Raw genomic sequence first — 18,724 nt, 5'->3', positions numbered from 1 at the left:
ATCAATGCTTACCCAAGCTAGCGATGGCAAATTAATTGGCACTGCAGGTCTCAATCAGATTGAAGGCAGCGGTGGTGGCGGTATTGTGCCTTGGGCCACATTAGCTGGTTATGATAGTAGGGAGCAAATATCAGTTAATGCTTTTACGACTCAAGTTGACATTGATGACTATCGTTTAAATGTATTGGGAGTCAGTGCTTCTTTTTACGACCGAGTTGAACTCAGTGTTGCTCAGCACCGTTTCGATTTAAAAACCCTTGGCGGTGACATTAAACAAAATGTATATGGTATTAAATATCGAATATACGGTGATGTAGTGTATTCAGTATGGCCACAACTAAGTGTTGGGATTCAGCATAAAGAGTTAGATGATGGCAGTATTGCAAGGGCAGTTGGAGCTGCAAATAACAATAGTGGAACCGATATTTATTTGGCCGCCACCAAAGTGCATTTGGGTGCCATTGCAGGTTTTAACGCGGTCTGGAGTCTAACGGCTAGAGCCACTAAAGCCAATCAACTCGGGTTACTTGGTTTTGGTGGGGTAAATAATGATAGTTACCAAATTATGGCAGAAGCATCAGCGGGGGTGTTATTCAGTCGGCATCTAGCGATAGGTGTTGAATACCGCCAAAAACCAGATAATTTGGGCTTAGGCGAAGAAGATTGGGTTGATGTCTTTGTCACTTATATCCCAAGTAAAAATCTAAGTTTTACACTAGCTTGGGCTGAGTTGGGTAGCATTGCAGGTGCAAAAGACCAATCAGGCATATACCTCTCCCTTAACGGACAACTTTGGTAACATCATGAAAAATATGATTTTAATACTTATGAGCTGTTTCTTATTAAATGCCTGTGCTAGTCAAAATTCCAGCACTTATCAGCAATTAGGTGGGCAACCCAAAGTGGAAGAAATTGTAGATAATTTTATTACTGAAATTGAGTTTGACTCTGAGATGTTTGAATTTTTCAAAGACTCTGATATCGATCGTTTCAGAGAAAAACTCATTGAACATCTGTGTTTACTCACTGGTGGACCTTGCCAATACACAGGCGATAGCATGGAACAAGTGCATGGCGGCATGAATATTACCGAGTCTACGTTTAATCATGGTGTAGACTTATTTATCAATGCTATGACCAAAGCAGATATCCCCCATCCGATTCAAAACAAGATATTGGCTGTGATGATACACACCCGAGACCAGATAATTTACCACTAATAAGTGTAACTTAGTGGTAGGGTGTTCAATAAGTGCAATAAATGAGTAAACCGCATGCCATTTGCTAACGAAATAATCAAAAGAAACAATGTAACTATCTTAGGCTCGGGTGAAAAAACCCTACTCTTAGCACATGGTTTTGGTTGTGATCAAAATATGTGGCGCTTTATGTTACCCGCCCTAACCGCGCAATATAAAGTGGTGTTATTTGATTATGTAGGCTCAGGACATTCAGAAATAGCCCATTATGACCAAGTACGTTACAGCTCACTAGAGGGTTACGCACAAGATGTGCTAGATATTTGTGAAGCGCTAGATTTGCAGGATGTTATTTTTGTGGGTCATTCAGTTAGCAGTACCATTGGTCTAATCGCTTCTATCCAAAAACCCAATGCTTTCAGCCAATTGATTATGATTTGCCCTTCTCCTTGTTTCTTAAATGTTAAACCTGACTACATGGGTGGCTTTGAAAAGTCGGATCTAGAAGAACTCATTGATTTAATGGATAAAAATTACATTGGCTGGGCTAACTACCTTGCCCCCCTTGTGATGGGTGCAAACAATTCTGAGAAACTAGTGGGTGAGTTATCGGGCAGCTTTTGTTCAACCGACCCATTAATAGCCAAAACCTTTGCCAAAGCGACATTCTTTTCCGATTACCGTCATTTGTTAAAAGAGGCTAAACATCCAGTGTTAATTTTTCAAAGTAGCCAAGATGCGCTAGCCTCAACTGAGGTTGGAGATTATATGCTTAAGCAGTTGCCAGAAGCAGAATTACAACTTATCAAAGCCGAAGGGCATTGTTTGCATATGACTCACCCAGACATTATCAACCAAGCTTTAAGAGCTTACATTGACTAACAAGATAACTAATACCAAGCTCGAAGCTCCTGGACTAGATGCGTTTCAGTGTGGCGCATTGATAACAAATAAACATCGAAATATTATTTATGCCAATGCATATTTTTCAAATGAGCTAAATTGGCAAGTTGAAAAACTCATAGGTAAAAGCTCAGACGATTTATTTACCTTTTCATCTAAAATATTTATCGAAAGTTATTTAATGCCTTTGTTATTACATGAAAAAAAATGTGACGAGATACAGTTAGCTTTGTTAGATGGTAAAAACAACCGAATTTCGATAATAGTCAACGCAAAAATGGATGACCAAGGGCATATTTATTGGAGTTTGTTCAACGCGACCAAGCGCGACAAACTTTATGAAGAACTCATAGAAACACGTAATAAACTAGAAGCCCAAGCAAAAATACTACAATCCATGTCAGTAACCGATGAGCTGACTGGGCTGATGAATCGTCGAGAAATAAATTTGCGGGCACCGGAACTGCTTAATCAAGCAAAACGCTATGTCCATACTGTTGCTTTATTAATGATTGATATTGACCACTTTAAAGAAGTTAACGATTCTTATGGACATTTGGAAGGCGATCGCGTTTTAAAGGAGTTAGGTCTGCGATTGAAAACATTTGGTCGTCAAACTGACTTGATCGCTCGTTTTGGTGGTGAAGAGTTTATCATGCTACTTCCTGATACTGATGCATCTGATGCTCGCTTGTTTGCTGAGCGACTACATAAATTAGTGTCTGAAATACATGTTAACTGCACACCAGTAACTGTCAGCATAGGCATCACTATGAGTGATGGCAGTCACAGCCTAGAGGATTTAACTAAACAAGCTGATACAGCTTTATATAAAGCCAAAAGCAATGGCCGAAATAGAACCGAGTTCGACCAAACCTCTATATATACAGGATAACTACAACCAATTGGTCAGTTTAAATCCAATGCCTAACCTTTGCGTGTGTTGATTATAATAAATTAAACTTTCACCATAGCCGTTAAAATACTCTATATATCCTTGGATCCTATCGTTAATTGGGAACGACCAACCCAGTTGAATAGCGCCTTTATTTTGGCTACGTAAGTTGTTTCTAAACATAAACTCTAAAGAATTTTTATCTGAAATACTCCACAACCCGCCTAACTCGCCATAGCCCATATATTTTTCCATATCGGGGTTGTCGTCTCCCGAGGGATCTAGTGCTGAGATTTTTTCGCTTTCAGGTAATCTATACCAAGTCCTAAAACCCCATAACACATTGTCAGTGGCTGCAAAGGCAACCCCTAAAATGATCCTGTTCCAACTCCGCGATAGTTGCCCAGTTTGCCCATTTGATTGATGGTTGAACGACAATGAAGTTTGTTCAACAGGCAAACCAAATAAATTCCAAGAATGGTGATAATTAAATATCACTTCTGGTTCGTAATTTGTCTCCCGAAAAGGTGCCGAAATATCACTATTGTAGGCTTGCCACCAACTCGTAGTAGTAAATGCAAATTGTAGGTCAAGATCTCTAAATATCAGATCTTGCATAAACAAATATTTTAACGAAACTTGAAATTTAATTTCTACATCATCTAACTCAGAAGCGACCGAAGTATCCATATAGGGCTCCTGATTAATACTGGTCACGCTAGCGGGTAACACAAAGTTGGGTTTATGGGGAATAATCGCAAAACGGTTATTAGATGCTTGTTTTTCTAACTTAACGCGTTGTTTGAATAAAGTGGGCACATTGTCTAAACAGCTTTCCCGTAATTCAGCCACAGTTTGCTCAGGTGTTGCTTGTTTAAGCCTATTTAATAAACACTTATCGACATCGTCAAGCTCATCTAATTGAGACTCAGCAGCAATTGCTCTTTTTACACTACTTACACTAAGCACCGCGGCCAATAAAATAACTACAACTTTCATAACCCAGCACTTTCCTGATATTTTTACTGCAATTGAATAATTTTGACAGCACAAGACTCGAATGCAAACATTATTCGTAGTTTGTTTTCCTTACTGCGTTTCGCTCGCAGCTATTAGCTCAAGGCTGCTTCTAATCAAACCAATGCTGAGTTTTATTCGCAAAATACACCAAAGACAACATCACAGGCACTTCAACCAACACACCTACCACAGTGGCTAAAGCCGCACCTGAATGTAAACCAAACAGTGAAATAGCCACAGCAACCGCCAACTCAAAAAAGTTAGAGGTGCCAATCATACTAGCGGGCGCTGCAATATTGTAGGGTAGTTTAAGGCGCTTTGCCAAAAAATAGGCAATGGCAAAAATGCCGTAGGTTTGGATAATTAGCGGTATGGCAATCAACACTATTGTCTGGGGTTCAGCCAAAATAGTTTGCGCTTGAAAACCAAACAATAACACTACAGTGCCCAGCAAACCCACTATCGACCACGGCTTGAGTTTGGCGACAAAATTATCAAGGTTATGATGTTCTGCTGATCCATCTGCCTTTTTATCCAACAAAGAACGCGTCAATGCTCCGGCAACCAAAGGCAATAACACATAGAGCAACACTGAAATGAGTAAGGTATTCCAGGGCACTTGAATATCACTGACTCCCAGCAAAAGTGCAGTCAAAGGCGCAAAGGCAAAGATCATAATGATGTCGTTAATCGATACTTGTACCAAAGTGTAATTAGCATCACCTTTGGTCATTTGGCTCCATACAAATACCATAGCAGTACAAGGTGCGACGCCCAGTAAAATCATGCCAGCTATATATTCATTGGCAGATTGTGGATCGACCCAATCAGCAAAAAAACCTTTAAAAAACAGCCATCCTAAAGCGGCCATAGTAAAAGGTTTGATTAACCAATTAATGACCAGAGTCAAAGCTAAACCCTTAGGTTTTTTACCCACATCTTTGATGGATGAAAAATCGATTTGGATCATCATGGGGTACACCATTAACCAGATCAGTACCGCCACCACTATATTCACGTGGGCATATTCTAGACTTGCCACTAACGCAAAAGAGTCTGGGATAATACTGCCCAAAGTCACCCCCACTATAATACTGATGCCAACCCAAACGGATAAATAACGCTCAAACAATCCCATACTTTTGTTCCTCTATATTGAATTTATATTGAACGCTGATTAACGCGCTGAGTAACTTGTTCAGCAGATTCCACTCGCTCTGAATAACGATCAACCAAATAGTCACTGTTGTCTCTGGTTAACAAAGTGAATTTCATCAACTCTTCCAATACATCTACAATACGATTGTAATAGGGCGAAGGTTTCATACGGTCGTTATCGTCAAATTCCATAAATGCTTTGGCGACAGAAGACTGGTTAGGGATAGTCAACATCCGCATCCAACGACCTAAAATACGCATTTGATTCACAGCGTTAAATGATTGCGAACCGCCAGAAACTTGCATCACAGCCAGTGTTTTTCCTTGAGTGGGGCGCACCGCACCTATACTAAGTGGCACCCAATCAATCTGACTCTTCATAATGCCGGTCATTGCACCATGTCGCTCAGGGGAGCACCATACTTGGCCTTCAGACCACATCATCAGTTCACGCAGTTCCACCACTTTTTTATGGGTGGCATCGTCACCATCTGGTAAAGGTAAACCTGTTGGATCAAAGATCCGTGTTTCGGCTCCCATAACATTTAACAAACGTGCTGACTCTTCAACCACCAAGCGGCTAAATGAACGCGCTCGCAACGACCCATACAGTAAGAGTATTTTGGGTTTATGTTCTGCGTTTTTTTTGGTAAAACTTTCTGCTTGAGGAGAGCGAAATTGAGTGATATCTAGATTAGGCATAATTGCTTTAGTATCAGACATTAAGCGGCTCCCAAATCAGCAAGTGCAGCTTTAAAAGCGACCTTGTCATTTACATCAACGTTAAGATTAAGCAACTGTTGTACTCTTTGTTTGATTTGTTCAATAGTTGCTCGAAATGCATCGGCGATTTGAGCTTCGGATCCTTGTAGTTTAGATGGGTCAGCTAATCCCCAATGCACTTTTAAGCTTTTACCAAACCATAAAGGACAGCTTTCTCCGGCGGCCGAGTCGCAAACTGTTACCACTAAATCAGGTTCGAATGCTTCAAATTCATCCCAAGACTGACTACACAAACCATCAATCGAAATACCCGCCTCTTGTAAATATTTGATAGACAATGGATGTACTTCTCCTGCAGGTTGACTACCGGCACTTTTTGCTACTATTTTACCATTCGAAAATTGATTGGTAATGGCTTCAGACAAAATGCTACGGCAGCGGTTATGGGTACAAATGTATAATACTTTCATTCAATAATTTTCCTTTGGTGCAATAGGCTTAACAGCAGTTATCAAGTTGCTTGGCGGCATCTAGGTTATGTAAACAGTCGTTCAAATAAACTTGGTTGTCTTTTGAGGTAAGCGCTAGCACCTCAAGCGCCCATTTAGGCAAGCCGTGATTAAGTTCATAAAACACCCACTTTCCCCTTCTGTTATCCGCCAAAATTCCACACTTTCTTAATTCAGCTAAATGCCGCGACACTTTGGGCTGACTTAACTGCAGTGCACTAATTAAATCACAGACACACAACTCACCTTTGAGGGTGATCAATAACAAACACTTCAAACGTGTGTCTTCAGATAAACATTTATAAAAAGCGACTGGATTCATTAAAAGATGGGCTCAACTTCAATACATATGAAATATCATATATATGTTATTTCATATGTCAATGTAAATAAAGGGGAATAATCCTTTATATAAACGTAGAATAATGACCTTACGATTAAGGTTTAATAAATGTCCCAAGAGCTACCCTATCTAGCCCACTACCCAGTTCATCTGCAGAACAAAATTAGTCAATTGATTGATGCTAATCAACTCGGTGACTGGTTGCGTGGCCGTTACCCGACAACCCACAAAGTAGCTAATGACAGCGACTTACGTGACTACACTATGTCATTAAAAAATAACTATTTGAAAAAAACATCGCCACTGAGCAAAGTCATATTCGACAGCAAAATTCATATAGTTAACCATGCTTTAGGTTTACACAGCTATGTGTCTAGGGTACAAGGCGGTAAGTTAAAAAGTAAAAATGAACTGCGGGTCAGCACTTTGTTCAAAAACACCCCTGATGCGTTTTTAAACATGATAGTGGTGCATGAACTAGCCCACTTAAAAGAAAAACAACATGGCAAGGCATTTTATCAACTATGCCAACATATGCTGCCTGACTATCATCAAATTGAATTTGATGTGAGGGTATATTTGACCGAACTAGAACGTTCAGGATGGGTATTTAAAAGCACTCACTAACTGCAACTGATTTAGCGTATAATAGCTGGCCACATTTCTATAATCTGTGACATCTAATGGACTATCAATTTTCTCATGATATTTTGGGGCATCCCATCGCCACATGTGAGCTTGAGTGTGAAGCTTTTGGTGATTGGCTAAGTAATGATATCGCCCAAGACTTTACACAAATAACTCTATTACTCGACACTGTCCACCAGTTGCAAAATAATCAACTTATTAATTATCAACATAATGGTAAGGAATACCATTTGCTGCTTGATAAAGACGAAGTTGAACTTTTGCTAAATAACAATCACATCCAAAACATGGCACCGTCAGAAGATGATGAAAGCCAAGAATTAGCTGATTTACATATTCAATCAGGTTGTGGTTTAGCTGATTTTTATAAGTTACTTAAAGCTTGGCAGAAATTTGTTAGTTAGAACTGACCATTAGGTCTAGCGCACTATTTTGGTGATTTTATGGCTATGCTTCACAAAGACTGTGCAGCCATCTGCCATTCAAGCTGCCATAAATCATATAACACCTTGTTTTTATTACATAAAAAATATTGGCCTAATACCTGCAAAATATGAATTCACGAGGGATCTGTCTTCGAGAGGTAGGGACTAATCAAGGTGTTCAGACAACCCTTTGATTGCCAAAAATAACAACTAATAGTTATACAGGCAGAAGACAGATTGACTCAAAAAGCAGAAGCGCCGAATCATAGCAATATGAATCGGCGCTTTTTGTTTTTAAGCTTTTTGTTAATAATAATTACTATTAAAGCTCACTTAGCTTCATCACAACCCAACCGTTGATAAAGATATTTCTAGGCCTAACAGCGGCATAAATAGCATCAGACTCGAACAACTCAGTTATGCGAGTCGGGCTTAATTCCAGAGTACCTGTGCGGTAAAAGTTTTTATGCATGGCTCTGTCTGCCTTGACATGTTTGGTTGGTGATAACTTAGTACGCTGGCCAACATTACCCACTTTAAATACTATTGAGCCATCTTTAACTTCTAGCACTCTCATTGGCACATAACGATACTTTGCATCAGAATCATCATCAATTGCAAAATAGTCCACGAAGAAAAAATCATTACGCTGTGGCTGCTCAACCACCATTTTAGTTACTCTGTCGTTATGCCAAGACGAAAGCATAAGTCCCGCACACAACACCACAACTAGTACCCATTCGAAGTTTTCGCCATTCCATTCAACAAAACGTTTAATCTGACTGAAGCTAGGCGGGGTTAAATACCCTCCTTGAATATTGGCCAACATACATGATCCTTATAAGTTGCTTAACACTTATATTCCCATGGCATTCAAAAAGTATCAATTTTTTGTTTGAAAATCACGCAGCTAACCTAAACTCAGCTTCTTTTCTCACAAACATCCGTACAACAAAGACAAACCTTGTTTTAGATCAGTCTTGAGCTCGGCGCGTAATTTAAAATTGGTTTATTCATTAATAGCAAACGAGAAACATATGAAAAAATTAATTTTATCAGTAGCGATAACAAGTGCTTTATTAGGTGCAATTACTCCGGCTTACGCTTACGAGCAAGGTGATTGGGTAGTACGTGTTGGAATGGCTAATGTGGCGCCTGAAGATTCAAGCAGCAATGTTAATGTGGGTGGGTCAGATTTAGGTATAGGAGTGAATGTTGATAGTAATACTCAACTTGGTTTCAATTTTGTTTATTTCTTTAGCCCACAACTAGCCGTCGAAGTATTGGCTGCGACTCCCTTTAGTCACGATATTGGTTTAGATACAGTAGGTGCTTTGGGTAACACCAAACACTTACCACCAACTGTGAGTGCTAACTACTATTTTGCAGATCCCAGCGCCAAATTCCAGCCTTATGTGGGCGCTGGAATTAACTACACCATATTTTTTGATGAAAAGTTCACCAGCGCCAATACCAGCGCAGGATTCAGCAATCTCGATTTGGACAACTCCTTTGGTTTGGCCGCTCAAGTGGGAATTGATTATATACTTGATGAAAAGTGGCTGGTCAATGCATCTGTGCGCTGGATAGATATAGATACCGAAGCAAGCTTTGACCTAAACGGTGCAGCTGGAAGCGTAGATGTAGACATTGATCCTTTGGTGTATTCTATTACTGCTGGCTATCGTTTCTGATTTTAAACTAATACCAATCCGTATAATGTAATGAACACAAAAAGGCCGTAACTTGCGCGCAAGTTACGGCCTTTTATATTTCATAGAACAACTTAAGCGTTATAAGTTGACGAAGACGTATTACCACCACGTCCTGTCCAATTTGTATGGAAGAACTCACCTCTTGGCTTATCTGTACGTTCGTATGTGTGAGCACCAAAATAATCACGTTGCGCTTGTAACAAGTTAGCCGGTAAACGCGCAGTGCGGTAGCCATCGAAATAATTAAGCGCAGCGGTTAAACATGGAGCAGGTACACCTGTTGTAATAGCATTGACTGCTACCCGTCTCCAACCTTCTTGAGCACCTACCACTGTGTCTCTAAAGTAGTCATCTAATAATAGATTGTTTAACTCAGGATTTTTATCATAGGCCTCTTTGATTTTGCCTAAGAAAGCAGAACGAATAATACAACCACCACGCCACATCAATGCGATGCCGCCGTAGTTTAAGTTCCAGTTATATTCTTTGGCTGCTTCACGCATTAAGGTGTAACCCTGTGCGTAAGAAACAATTTTAGCAGCCAGCACAGCTTGGCGTAAATCTTCAATAAAAGCGGCTTTGTCACCATCGAATGTTTTAGCTGGACCAGTCATCACTTTAGACGCCTCAACACGTTCATCTTTAAGTGCAGAGATACAACGAGCAAATACCGATTCAGCAATCAGAGTTAATGGCACACCTAAGTCTAGGGCAACAATTCCTGTCCATTTACCTGTGCCTTTTTGGCCTGCAGTATCAAGAATTTTTTCTACGAGAGGACCACCGTCTTCATCTTTAAAGGCTAAGATATCGCGAGTGATTTCCACTAAATAACTATCTAATTCTGTAGTGTTCCATTCTTTGAAAACTTCATGCATTTCATCGGCAGACATACCAAGTGTGTCTTTCATAATTTGGTAGGCTTCACACAATAATTGCATATCACCATATTCAATACCGTTATGTACCATTTTAACAAAGTGACCAGCACCGTTTTCACCAACATAATCACAACAAGGTGATCCATCATCTACCTTGGCAGAGATGTCTTGAAAGATAGGTTTCACAGCTGCCCATGCTTCAGCCGAACCACCAGGCATAATTGAAGGCCCTTTAAGCGCGCCTTCTTCACCACCAGATACACCGGCACCAACAAAGTGAATACCTTTTTCAGCACAGTATTTTTCACGGCGAATAGTGTCAGGAAAATGGGTATTACCACCATCAATAATAATGTCGCCTTTGTCTAACAAAGGTAGAAGCTGGTCGATAGTGGCATCCACAGGGGCGCCTGATTTGACCATAATCATAATTTTACGAGGAATGGCGAGGGATTGAACTAACTCTTCTACTGAATAAGCACCGCGAATACTTTCGCCTTTTGCTCGGCCATTAATAAAGTTTTCAACCTTATCGGTAGAGCGATTATAAGCAGTAACGGTATAACCTTTACTTGCCATATTCAGAATGAGGTTTTCACCCATTACAGCAAGGCCGATTAAGCCAATATCAGATAGTGTTTTCATAAAATTCCAATGTTTGTTTTAATTAATAATGCTTGCTTAGCCATTCAACGTTATACGTCAAACGCCTGAGTATAGTCCAAAGGTGTAGGGCCAATCGAACCAAGCAAATTAGGGTATTAGGACGTACAACTTTTCCATATGCCCTTATATACTAACCACTTAAATGAAACTTAACACTTCATAAATGCATAAATAAATAACGCATTGGAATATGAAATATTGTTCACCCCATTTTACAAAGGCAAACTAATCAAATAAATCACAATTTACACACTCAAAAAACGCTTAATCACTACCACGCAATGAATGCGCAACAGGTTGATTGATGTATTTTCGTAATGGCCAGTAACAGGCAAATAGTGACAACAAAGAAATAGCGCAAAGGGTAAGTGCAAACACTCCCAGCAATTCCATACCAATATAAGTACTAAGTTGCTCTTGATAAGCAACATATAGTAACAGCATGACGACCATGCTGGTCGCCATGCCTATAACAATTACCCATGCATTGTCTTTTAGAATAAGGCCGATAAGATGTTTGCGTTTAGCGCCCAGCGCCATACGGGTGCCCAACTCAAATCTGCGCATTTGGGTGCTGTAACTCAAAATTCCGTATATTCCGATACCTGCTAGAAACAAAACAAGAAATGCTAAAACTGTGGTTGTGACTGCAGTGGTGATTTCTACAAATAGCCTTTTGGTAAGAGATTCTGACGCTATAATGTAATCAAAAACAGAATACCTTTTGTCCACTTCTCCAATAGCTTTAGCCAGTTCTTCACGGCTTAAATCTTGCCCTGGCTTCAGTTTCAGAATAAAGGTCTGCTCACTCAATGAGTTTGGTGCGTACATTCGTGGAACTCTAGCATCGCCACTTCCAATTGCTGTTTCTCCTGGAATATTGATATCTTCTACAATTCCAATTATTTGAAAGTCAGGTTCATTTATAGACGCTAAGCGCATTCCAACGACATCTCCGTCTGCTTCAAGTTGATTAGCAAATGCTTGGTTAACTAACATTGAGCGACTGTTATCTCTGCGATCAACTATAGTGAGGTTATCTCCTTGCAATAATCGCTGTTCTAACAAGGTGAAATAATTCTCATCTATCATCTTACGGTATGGCGTAAACTGCTCATTATTAACAGTCAGTGCTTTGAAACTAAATCCATCCAGCGGCGTGCTTCCTTGAGCTACCGACTCTACCTGTTGCAATGACCCTAGCCTTTCTAATATATCTGCCATTATAGGTATCGCTTCTTCTTGAGTAGGGTAATGTGGTGCATTAAAGTTCAGAATCAAGGTTGCCAAGTTTTCTGTATTAAAACCGACTGGCGAATTAATTGTTTTTAGAGAATCCTTAAATAAGGTAACGTTGGCGAAAACCAGAACTGTTGCAAGTGCGATTTGACTTGCAACTAACGCTTGGCGGTATTTTTTGGATACTTGTATACCACTCCCTTTACCACTACTCTGCAGCGGCCTTTTCAAAGCGCTATAGTTAACCAAGCTTGTAGACAGTTTGGAAAAAATCAGAGCTAACATCACACACAAAATTATCGCCACCCCAAACGTAACCATGTTTAATGATAGTTCTTCAATGCGGGGCAATACTGTATTCAAATGCTGCTGCATAACATTAAAACCGACTTGAGAAACAGCGAGGGCAAGAAATATTGACATAAACATTAATATGTTAATTTCGACGAATATTGCTTTGAATAAATGTCGCTTAGTCGCTCCGAGAGTAGCTTGAATAGCCAATTGGCGTTGTTTTTCCGCTATGCGAGCCATAAACAAATTAGAAATATTTAAGCAGGCTATTAGCGCTAATCCAATTACACCAATTAATATCATGATTGATATTGAGCTGCTGTTCCCTAGAACTACATCCTTTAGTTGTCTCACTTCAACTTTCACTGACCAATTCTTGAAAAAATCCATATGTGAAACGCCCTGTTGCCAACGATCGCTCACTAAAGGCGTTAACAACATCTCAGCTTGTTCCTTATCAAAGCCTTTTTTCAAAAGCCCAACATATCGATAATTCTCAGTAATATTAGTAAAACTTTCCTTATTTTTACTGGCTGCATGGTTAAAGTCCCAAGGCAACCAAACATGCGTTTTCCTACCAATAGTATATAGTTCTGGCTCGACAAACTTCTTAGCCAAAACGCCTACAATACGATAACTAACACCACCTATTGTAATTTTATGCGCCAGAATATCCTTGCGGCCAGCAAATTCTCTTTGCCAGGTATTGTAATTTAATATCGCCACTGGGTTGTCGCTATCCAGCCCCTCGGACTCATCGAAGACTCGTCCAATTGCCATTGACGACGCAAGAAATTGATGTATTTCTGGTGTCGTAAAAGTGACATTAACCAAAGGTTGCTGTTCATTAGATGTAATGACATCTTGCGCGAAGTACATCATAGCCGATTGTTCAAAGGCTTCTTTGCTCTTATATAAATGCACTAAACCAGCGTAACTAAAAGCAACTTTTTTTGTTGTTTGTTCAGCATCCACAATTCGATGATCTACTACAACGATCCGCTCTTGCTCAGGGTAAGTGAGAGGCTCAACCAATAACAAGTAGTTAAGTGTTACTGCACATAGTAATGCACCTAAAGTTGTGCCCATAGTAGAGACAACTACAACTACAAAACTCGGCTTTTGTTTCAGGCTCGCCCAAGCTTGTTTAATCAGATACAAGTAATGATTCATGATATTTTCTTCCTTAAGACCTAGCATGGGAGAGTGTGACTAATCACTACCACGCAAAGAATGCACAACAGGTTGATTGATATATTTTCGTAATGGCCAGTAGCAGGCGAATAGTGAGAGTAGAGCAATAGGGACAAGGGTCAAAACAAACACAAAAACAAGATTGTTACTTAGATAAGCGTTTAAGTTATCGTTAAATCCTAAGTACAAGGCTAGCAAAACCAACACGCTGGTCAGCATGCCAAGTAAGATCATCGCGGCATTATCTTTAACAATTAGTTTGATGACATCACTACGTTTGGCACCAATTGCTAGTCTGGTACCGATTTCAAATCGCCGCATTTGGGTGCTGTAACTTAATATTCCGTACAGGCCAACACCTGCCAAAAATAAGGTAATAAAAGTCAATGCCGAAGTAGTGATTGCTGAGGTATATTGAGTAAACAACCTTCTTTGCTTAACTTCAGTGAGAGTTTGCAAACTAAAAAGTGCGTACAAGTTACTGACGCCCTTAATAGCAGACACCACCTGCTCTCTGGTAATACTTTGTCCTTCTTGTAACTTCAGCGTCATTTGTGTAGGTGCTAGGTTTAAGGGCGTATAAACTCGCATTGGAATGTCCGTCTGGGCGGGCATTTTTACGCCTTTCACCACACCTACGATGGTTAATCGGTCACGGCTTGAAGGTGGAGAAACTTGTAAACCAAGAGCACTGCCATCAGGGCTAAGCTGTTTAGCAAACACGTCGTTAACAATGATGACTTGGGTGCCGTCTTTGATATCTGTGTCACTAAAATAGTCTCCCTCAAGTAAAGGTTGCGCCATCATTTGGAAATAATTATTGCTGACATGTTTACTTTCGAGTGTAAAACTTTCGCCTGAAGTTACAGCGATTAAAGCTCTAAGGCCGAATCGGTCTAATACAGAGACTGATTGTGAAATACTCTCTACTTGGGGTAATTCAAGTAGTTTCTTTTTCAATTCAGTCATCACAGCCGACACTTCTTCTGGTGGAGGCACCTGTGAAGCAGAAACAGCTAGACTAATTTGTGACATATTTTCCACACTAAAATCAGTGGGTTCAGTGATAGTGCCAATCGCCTGTTTAAATAAACTGATATTCACGAAAACAAGCACAGTTGCGATGGCTACTTGGCTGACAATTAAGCTTTGCCTGAATAATTTAGAAACCTGCACACCTGTGCCTTTACCACTGGATTGCAGCATTGAGTTGAGGGTTTGATAATTGATTGCTCTGCGACTTAAAAAAGCGAACAAAAATGCGAAAAGAACAGCACAAAAAACAGCGGCCACCAAAGTAATGGTATTCATCCTTAACTCATCCACTCTTGGCAATACAGAAGACATGTAAGACTGCAATAAGGAGAATCCCAAAGAGGCAATAACCAAAGCGAGCAACACTGACAACAACATCAACAATCCCGATTCGGCCAATAACTCCCGAAACAATTGAGATTTTGTAGCTCCCAATGCAGCACGTATAGCCAACGGCCTTCGTTGCTCGGCAGTACGCGATATAAACAAATTAGCAATATTGGCAAAGGCGATTAACACCAAACCCAATACCCCAGCTAACAACAAAAAAGCAGTATTTTTGCTCTCTCCCATAACAACAGTTTGGAAAGGCTCTAATTCAATTTTAATAGACCAACCACTAAAAAACGGGATAGAAGCGACATGTTCAGCCCAAGTATCGTTTACCAAAGGTGTAAGTCTTTGCTGTGCATTGCTTGCAGAGACGCCAACTTTCAATTTACCTACAAAGATCGATGCCGGACTCATGTATCCCCAGCTCTCTTTTAAGGGAACATCGAAATTATAATCCCAAGGAAACCATATACCGACGTCCTTACCCACTTGATTAATTTGAGGCTCGACAAACTCTTTACTTAAGACCCCTACCACACGATAAGTCACACCGCTAAACGACACTTTTTTATCTAACATATCTGGTGCAGAAGCAAACTCTTGGCGCCACGTTTTATAACTGATAATCGCCACAGGATTAAACGTATCTAAAGCTTCAGTCTGCTCAAATAGTCGCCCCATTTTAAGTGTCGCTCCAAGTAATTCAAACCACTGGGGAGTAACATAACCAGTATTTAACGTGGGTTGATTGGGTAACGATGTCAATATATCCTCGGCATATTGGAGAAGCGCTGTTTTTTCAAAAAGTTGCTGGTTTTTATAAAGGTGAATAAGCCCAGGATAGGTAAAAGCTTTTGGGGGCGCCTCTTTAGACTTATCACCCATGGCATGAGTAACGTTATAGAGTCGGTCCTGCTCAGGATAAGGCAACGGCTGTAAAACCAATAGATACGCTAAAGTCAAAACACATAGCAACACCCCTAATGTGGTGCCCATTGTGACGACAACTGTTACCAAAAAACCAGGCTTTTGTCTCAAGCTTCCCCACGCTTGTTTAAGCAAAAAAAAGTAATGATTCATATGGTTTCCTTCCTTACAAACTTAGTATGAGAGAGTGGTTATTCACTACCACGCAAAGAATGCACGACAGGTTGATTGATGTATTTTCGTAATGGCCAGTAGCAGGCGAATAGTGAGAGTAAAGCAATAGAGGCAACAGTTAGAACAAATGCAAGAGTCATATTTCCACTTAGATAATCAGTTAAGCTATCCCTAAATCCTAAATACAATGTTAGCAACACCAACACGCTAGTCAGCATTCCAAGCAAGATCATCGCCGCATTATCTTTAACAATAAGTAGTATTATTTCTTTACGTTTGGCACCAATTGCTAGTCTGGTGCCTATTTCAAATCGCCGCATTTGGGTGCTGTAACTTAATATTCCGTACAGGCCAACTCCAGCTAACAAAAAGGTTATTACCGCAAGTGTTCCACTGGTAACGGCTGTGGTGTATTGGGCAAACAAACGTTCAACACGGCGGGACTCTAATGTAGACAAACTAAAGAGTTTTATCTCACTAGAAACTTGAAGCAAAACATTCACTACTTGCTCACGGGTGATTACTTGGCCCGCTTTGGTTTTGACTAAAAACATATTTCTGGCGGGTGATGCGGGGAAATAGAAACGTGGTTCAATAGTGGTTTGACCGGGTAAAAGTATGCCTTTAACAACCCCCACAACAGTTGCACCATTATCAAATATCAAACCAAGGGCATTGCCATTTGGCGCGAGTTGTTTCGCGAATACGTCATTGATTATCATGACTTTATTTTTGTCTTTGATATCAGCTTCGCTGAAATAATTACCGCCAAGTAATGGTTGTTCAATCAAATCGAAATAAGCGTGATCAACATCTTTAGCTCGCATTGAATAACGTTCTTCGCCACCCAAGCGACTCAATGCAAGCGTAAAAAAGGGCATAGGAGCCATAGACTGACTGACGCCTTCTACCTGTGGCAATGTGGCTAATTTATTTCTCACTTCAGACACATTTGCAACCAATCCATCCTGATTTGTTTCATTAACTGCAGGCAAAGAGATCACTAAGAAGGAAATATCTTCAGTTGCAAACCCGGAGGGGCGATTAATTGTAGTGACAGCTTCATTGAACAACACAATATTGATAAAAACTAACACTGTCACTATAGCGATTTGACACAAAACTAAGCCCTGCCTGACTTTCTTCGACACTTGTATGCCCGTTCCTTTACCTCCGCTTTGCATCGATTGATTTAAGCTGCGGTAATCAATCATGCGCATACTTAAATAGGCAAATAACCATGCAAAAACCACCACCAACATCAAGGCACAAGCAAGGGTAATAAAATGTAGAGACAACTCATCAATTCTTGGAAGATAGTGGTTTAAAAACAACTGCATGCCTTTGAACCCTAAAGAGGCAATATAAATAGCAATAAAGGTAGCTAGCCCCACTAACAATGTTGATTCTGCTAACAACATTTTAAATACCTGGCGGCGGGACGCACCTATTGCTGCACAGATGGCAATTTGTCGACTGCGTTCAACTGTGCGAGACATAAACAAATTAGCGATATTGGTACTGGCAATCAGCACTAAACCAACTACCCCTGCAATCAATAAATACACTGTGCTTTGGCTACTTGCCATAATAACCGACTCCAACGAATGTAATTTAATGCCAATGCTCCAGCCATTAAAAAATTGATGCCCTGCCACCTGTTGTTGCCAGTTATCACTTACTAACGTAGCAAGTTGTTGTTCAATCTGAGCTGTGGAATGACCCGACTGCAATTTTCCAAGCATCATCAAACCACCGTCATCATTACCCCATTTTTTGCGCTCACTTGGGCTGACAGAGTTGTAATCCCAAGGTAAAAACACTTGGGATTTATTACCCACACCATAGATTTGCGGCTCAACAAATTTTTCGCTCAGTACCCCAATAATGCGATAACTCACTTCACCAAACTGTACCTTTTTTGACAAGATATCTGCCTCAAGAGCGAATTCATCTTTCCAAGTTTGGTAACTCAATACTGCAACGGGATTGTAGGTGTTTAGCGCTTCTGTCGCTTCAAAGCTTCGACCCATTGCCATTTCAGCACCCAACAGTGAAAACCACTCTGGGGTAATAAAGGAAATTGGAAGGGTGGGATGTGATGGCTTAGACACAAGCACATCAGCATCGTAGTACATCATCGCCAATTCATTAAAAACGCTCTGTTTACTGTATAAATGCATCAGATTAGGATAGGTAAAGGCTGTACCATCAACCCCACCATTTTTATCAATAAGGTTATGCTCGACCGTATATAAGTTGCCACTTTCAGGGTAAGGAAGGGGTGATACTAGTAATAAATACGCCAAGGTAAGCACACATAAAAGTGCCCCCAAAGTTAGGCTCATTGTAGTGACAACAGCTGCAACAAAACCAGGTTTACTTTTAAGGCTAGCCCAAGCTTGTTTCAGCAAATATAGGGATTGATCCATAGCTTTATTAC

The 18,724-nt window shown here is 40.3% G+C and carries 17 protein-coding genes; 7 read left to right on the top strand and 10 right to left on the bottom strand.

Annotation, left to right across the window (positions count from 1 at the left end; translation table 11 throughout):
• Positions 1 to 4 precede the first annotated feature (4 nt).
• From GARC_RS20765 to GARC_RS20750, 4 genes are read left to right on the top strand one after another with little or no spacing between them, the layout of a single operon-like run.
• On the top strand, positions 5 to 799 hold the full coding sequence (locus GARC_RS20765; RefSeq protein ID WP_007624026.1) for a DUF3034 family protein: 795 nt from the start codon (positions 5 to 7) through the stop codon (positions 797 to 799).
• A 4-nt stretch (positions 800 to 803) separates the two neighbouring features.
• Positions 804 to 1,220 (top strand): group I truncated hemoglobin, encoded by a 417-nt coding sequence (locus tag GARC_RS20760; RefSeq protein ID WP_007624025.1) that lies wholly within the window; start codon positions 804 to 806, stop codon positions 1,218 to 1,220.
• Positions 1,221 to 1,274: 54 nt separating this feature from the next.
• Positions 1,275 to 2,081 (top strand): alpha/beta fold hydrolase, encoded by an 807-nt coding sequence (locus GARC_RS20755; protein WP_007624024.1) that lies wholly within the window; start codon positions 1,275 to 1,277, stop codon positions 2,079 to 2,081.
• Positions 2,074 to 2,997: a GGDEF domain-containing protein gene (locus GARC_RS20750; protein WP_007624023.1), complete on the top strand. Its 924-nt coding sequence runs from the start codon at positions 2,074 to 2,076 to the stop codon at positions 2,995 to 2,997. The genes GARC_RS20755 and GARC_RS20750 overlap by 8 nt, the downstream gene beginning before the upstream one ends.
• Here the strand turns inward: GARC_RS20750 and GARC_RS20745 are convergent, their stop codons facing one another.
• The 5 genes from GARC_RS20745 to GARC_RS20725 all read right to left on the bottom strand — a co-directional run bounded on the left by GARC_RS20745 (position 2,998) and on the right by GARC_RS20725 (position 6,729).
• Complete coding sequence (locus GARC_RS20745) at positions 2,998 to 3,996, bottom strand: phospholipase A (RefSeq protein ID WP_007624022.1); 999 nt, start codon at positions 3,994 to 3,996, stop codon at positions 2,998 to 3,000. It lies immediately after the preceding gene.
• 130 nt (positions 3,997 to 4,126) lie between these two features.
• Positions 4,127 to 5,155, bottom strand: a complete 1,029-nt coding sequence (gene arsB, locus GARC_RS20740; RefSeq protein ID WP_007624021.1) for an ACR3 family arsenite efflux transporter — start codon at positions 5,153 to 5,155, stop codon at positions 4,127 to 4,129.
• Positions 5,156 to 5,178: 23 nt separating this feature from the next.
• Positions 5,179 to 5,898: an arsenical resistance protein ArsH gene (gene arsH / locus GARC_RS20735; RefSeq protein WP_007624020.1), complete on the bottom strand. Its 720-nt coding sequence runs from the start codon at positions 5,896 to 5,898 to the stop codon at positions 5,179 to 5,181.
• On the bottom strand, positions 5,898 to 6,368 hold the full coding sequence (locus GARC_RS20730) for an arsenate reductase ArsC (RefSeq protein ID WP_007624017.1): 471 nt from the start codon (positions 6,366 to 6,368) through the stop codon (positions 5,898 to 5,900). Before GARC_RS20730 ends, arsH begins: the two co-directional genes overlap by 1 nt.
• Positions 6,369 to 6,396: 28 nt before the next feature.
• Positions 6,397 to 6,729 (bottom strand): metalloregulator ArsR/SmtB family transcription factor, encoded by a 333-nt coding sequence (locus tag GARC_RS20725; protein WP_007624014.1) that lies wholly within the window; start codon positions 6,727 to 6,729, stop codon positions 6,397 to 6,399.
• 129 nt (positions 6,730 to 6,858) lie between these two features.
• Here GARC_RS20725 and GARC_RS20720 point away from each other — a divergent pair, with 129 nt between their 5' ends.
• Positions 6,859 to 7,377, top strand: coding sequence for a M48 metallopeptidase family protein (locus GARC_RS20720; RefSeq protein ID WP_007624012.1), 519 nt, complete (start codon positions 6,859 to 6,861; stop codon positions 7,375 to 7,377).
• 56 nt (positions 7,378 to 7,433) lie between these two features.
• Entirely contained in the window at positions 7,434 to 7,802 is a 369-nt protein-coding gene (locus tag GARC_RS20715; protein ID WP_007624009.1) for a YacL family protein, read from the top strand.
• Positions 7,803 to 8,145: 343 nt separating this feature from the next.
• Here GARC_RS20715 and GARC_RS20710 read toward each other — a convergent pair whose 3' ends face one another.
• Complete coding sequence (locus GARC_RS20710) at positions 8,146 to 8,652, bottom strand: hypothetical protein (RefSeq protein WP_007624007.1); 507 nt, start codon at positions 8,650 to 8,652, stop codon at positions 8,146 to 8,148.
• Between the two features lie 208 nt (positions 8,653 to 8,860).
• On the opposite strand from GARC_RS20710, the gene GARC_RS20705 reads away from it, so the two are divergent.
• Positions 8,861 to 9,517, top strand: a complete 657-nt coding sequence (locus GARC_RS20705) for an OmpW family outer membrane protein (protein ID WP_007624006.1) — start codon at positions 8,861 to 8,863, stop codon at positions 9,515 to 9,517.
• Between the two features lie 92 nt (positions 9,518 to 9,609).
• On the opposite strand, the gene gnd is transcribed toward GARC_RS20705, so the two are convergent.
• The 4 genes from gnd to GARC_RS20685 all read right to left on the bottom strand — a co-directional run bounded on the left by gnd (position 9,610) and on the right by GARC_RS20685 (position 18,713).
• Entirely contained in the window at positions 9,610 to 11,064 is a 1,455-nt protein-coding gene (gene gnd / locus GARC_RS20700; RefSeq protein ID WP_007624005.1) for a decarboxylating NADP(+)-dependent phosphogluconate dehydrogenase, read from the bottom strand.
• Between the two features lie 285 nt (positions 11,065 to 11,349).
• Positions 11,350 to 13,791 (bottom strand): ABC transporter permease, encoded by a 2,442-nt coding sequence (locus GARC_RS20695; protein ID WP_007624004.1) that lies wholly within the window; start codon positions 13,789 to 13,791, stop codon positions 11,350 to 11,352.
• Positions 13,792 to 13,830: 39 nt separating this feature from the next.
• Positions 13,831 to 16,260 (bottom strand): ABC transporter permease, encoded by a 2,430-nt coding sequence (locus GARC_RS20690; RefSeq protein WP_007624003.1) that lies wholly within the window; start codon positions 16,258 to 16,260, stop codon positions 13,831 to 13,833.
• A gap of 38 nt (positions 16,261 to 16,298) precedes the next feature.
• Positions 16,299 to 18,713 (bottom strand): ABC transporter permease, encoded by a 2,415-nt coding sequence (locus tag GARC_RS20685; protein ID WP_007624002.1) that lies wholly within the window; start codon positions 18,711 to 18,713, stop codon positions 16,299 to 16,301.
• Between the last annotated feature and the right edge of the window lie 11 nt (positions 18,714 to 18,724).

Source organism: Paraglaciecola arctica BSs20135 (genome assembly GCF_000314995.1).
Lineage (GTDB): Bacteria > Pseudomonadota > Gammaproteobacteria > Enterobacterales > Alteromonadaceae > Paraglaciecola > Paraglaciecola arctica.
The sequence above is the reverse complement of the archived record's forward strand: the minus strand, read 5'-3'. Positions and strand labels throughout refer to the sequence as shown.